The 2,145-nt window shown below is 71.3% G+C and carries 4 protein-coding genes; 3 read left to right on the forward strand and 1 reads right to left on the reverse strand.

Annotation, left to right across the window (positions count from 1 at the left end):
- On the reverse strand, positions 1–321 hold a 321-nt coding region (locus FUT87_RS31895), incomplete at its 3' end, for a DUF72 domain-containing protein (protein ID WP_222617316.1).
- A gap of 56 nt (positions 322–377) precedes the next feature.
- Here FUT87_RS31895 and FUT87_RS31185 point away from each other — a divergent pair.
- The 3 genes from FUT87_RS31185 to FUT87_RS26880 form a co-directional block, all read left to right on the forward strand.
- Entirely contained in the window at positions 378–731 is a 354-nt protein-coding gene (locus FUT87_RS31185) for a hypothetical protein (RefSeq protein WP_255512061.1), read from the forward strand.
- A 26-nt stretch (positions 732–757) separates the two neighbouring features.
- Complete coding sequence (locus FUT87_RS26875; protein WP_147242959.1) at positions 758–1,273, forward strand: pyridoxamine 5'-phosphate oxidase family protein; 516 nt, start codon at positions 758–760, stop codon at positions 1,271–1,273.
- Between the two features lie 63 nt (positions 1,274–1,336).
- On the forward strand, positions 1,337–2,145 hold an 809-nt coding region (locus FUT87_RS26880), incomplete at its 3' end, for a GFA family protein (protein ID WP_186830796.1).

Here is a 2,145-nt window from a genome sequence, read left to right on the forward strand (position 1 = left end):
TTCGCCCAGCCCGGCCAGCGAGTCGACGAAGGCGCGAACCTCGGCCCGCGGCACCTTCAGTCGCGCGTCGTGCGTCATCGCCCGCGGCAGCTTGACCGAGAAGCGGAAGTGCGCGGGCGTCTGCGCGGCCCAGCGCGCGAAGGTGTCCGCCCGGTGCGTGCGGCTGAGGTGGTGTTGATCTCGGTCGCGTTCAGCACGGCGGCGTAGCGGCTGAGCTGGCTGCCCTCCGGCGGGAAGGCGGCGGCGACGGCGCGGGGCACGCTCCAGCCCGCGGTGCCGATGTGCAAGGGCGTTGATCGCGACATGGACGCCTGCCGGCAAGCGGCTTGCCCTGGTCGAGGATCGACGCCCGCGTCGCCGACACCGCTCCCCGACCGATGGACGCCTTCCTCGATGCCCTGCAATGGCCCGCGATGGCCGTGACCCTGCTGGCCGCCTGGCTGGTGGCCGCGCGAAGCGCGGCGCGCCGCCGCTGGGGCTTCGGCGTCTTCGTCGCCAGCAACCTGCTGTGGAGCGCCTGGGGCCTGCACACCCAGGCCTACGCGCTCATCGTGCTGCAGCTCGGGCTGTTCCTCCTCAACCTGCGTGGCGTGCGGAAGAACCGGCAGGCCGACGATGGCGCTCATGGTGGTGGCGGCGATGGCGCCGATCGCTCCGGCACTCGCGTCCCCGGCGAGGCGACCGACGGGCGGACCGCTCGCGCCAGGGCCCGGGAGCGAGGCTTGCTGTGAGGAGGCACATGGCCAAGGAGCACGACATGAGCGATCAAGCGCTGAGCGAGACCGAACGACGCGAGAAACTCTGGCACCTCATCAAGGACATGCGCTTCGGCATGCTGACGACGCAGCATCCGAACGGTCACCTGCATGCGCGTCCGATGACGCTGCAGAACCGCGGCGTCGACGAGGGCGATTCGCTGTGGTTCTTCATGTCCCGGGGCGGCGAAGCCTACGAGGACATCGTCGGCGCCGCGCAGGTGAACGTGGCCTTCGCCGATGCCGACGACGACACCTATGTCTCGGTGTCCGGCACCGCCGAACTCGACGAGGACCGGGCGCGCAAGCAGGCCCTCTGGAATCCGGCCGCCGAGGCCTGGTTCCCCAAGGGCGTGGACGACCCCGACCTCGCGCTGCTGCGGGTGCGCATCAACCACGCCAGCTACTGGGACGTGAAGGCCTCGAAGCTGATGCAGCTGTATGCGATGGCGAAGTCGGCGGTGACCGGCCAGCCGCCGAAGGACCTGGGCGAGACGGGGCAGGTCCGGATGCGGTGAGGGCTTCCCCCGGGGTCGCAGGGCTCGACGCGCCGGATTTGCCTCCGATAGGATGGCCCGATGATGAGCCCCCTGGTCCTTCGCGGTCGTTGCGCCTGCGGGCGAGCCGAGTACGCCGTGCATGCCGCCCAGCTCGACGCCGCGGTCTGCTACTGCGCCACCTGCCGACGATCCTCGGGGGGCGCCGGGATGGCCTGGCTGACCGCCGACCGCGCCACCTTGCGGGTCAACGGCGCGCTGCAGACCTGGCGGTCCTCGGACCATGCCTCACGCCAGTTCTGCCCGCATTGCGCGACGCAGCTGTTCTGTCTGGAGGACGACGCGCCGCCGGAGATCAAGGTCGCCGCCGGCACGCTGGACGACCAGAAGCTGGTCAAGAGCACCCGCAGCGCCTTCGTGAACGAGCGGCCGCTGTGGGATGCGCGGCATACGCTGGCGCAGCACGAGGCCGACGCTCCCTCGCGGGCCGCGGAACCGGCGCCCGGCGACGCACCGACCGGGCGCCCGCGGGCCGAAGCCGATGCGGCTTTCCAGAGCGCGCTGGCCAGCAGCCCGGACGCCTTCATCAGCATCGATCCCGACGGCCTCATCACCGAATGGAATCCGCAGGCGACGGCGACGCTGGGCTGGAGCTATGCCGAGGCCATCCGCCGCCCGCTGCATGAGCTGATCATTCCGCCGGAGATGCGCAGCGCGCATCTGCGCGGCATGTCGCGGCTGCAGCGCACCGGCGACGGTCCGGTGCTGGGGCGGCGATTCGAGGTCGATGCGATCCACAAGCGCGGCCACCGGGTGCCGATCGAGCTGTTCGTCGCGCCGCTGCGCATGGCAGGCGGCACCGGGCGCGACGGCCTTCGTGCGCGATGTCAGCG

Source organism: Mitsuaria sp. TWR114, assembly GCF_007997345.1.

Coding starts and splice junctions, on each gene's coding strand:
- FUT87_RS31185 (WP_255512061.1), top strand. CDS start 378: ATGGACGCCTTCCTCGATGCCCTGCAATGGCCCGCGATGGCCGTGACC.
- FUT87_RS26875 (WP_147242959.1), top strand. CDS start 758: ATGAGCGATCAAGCGCTGAGCGAGACCGAACGACGCGAGAAACTCTGG.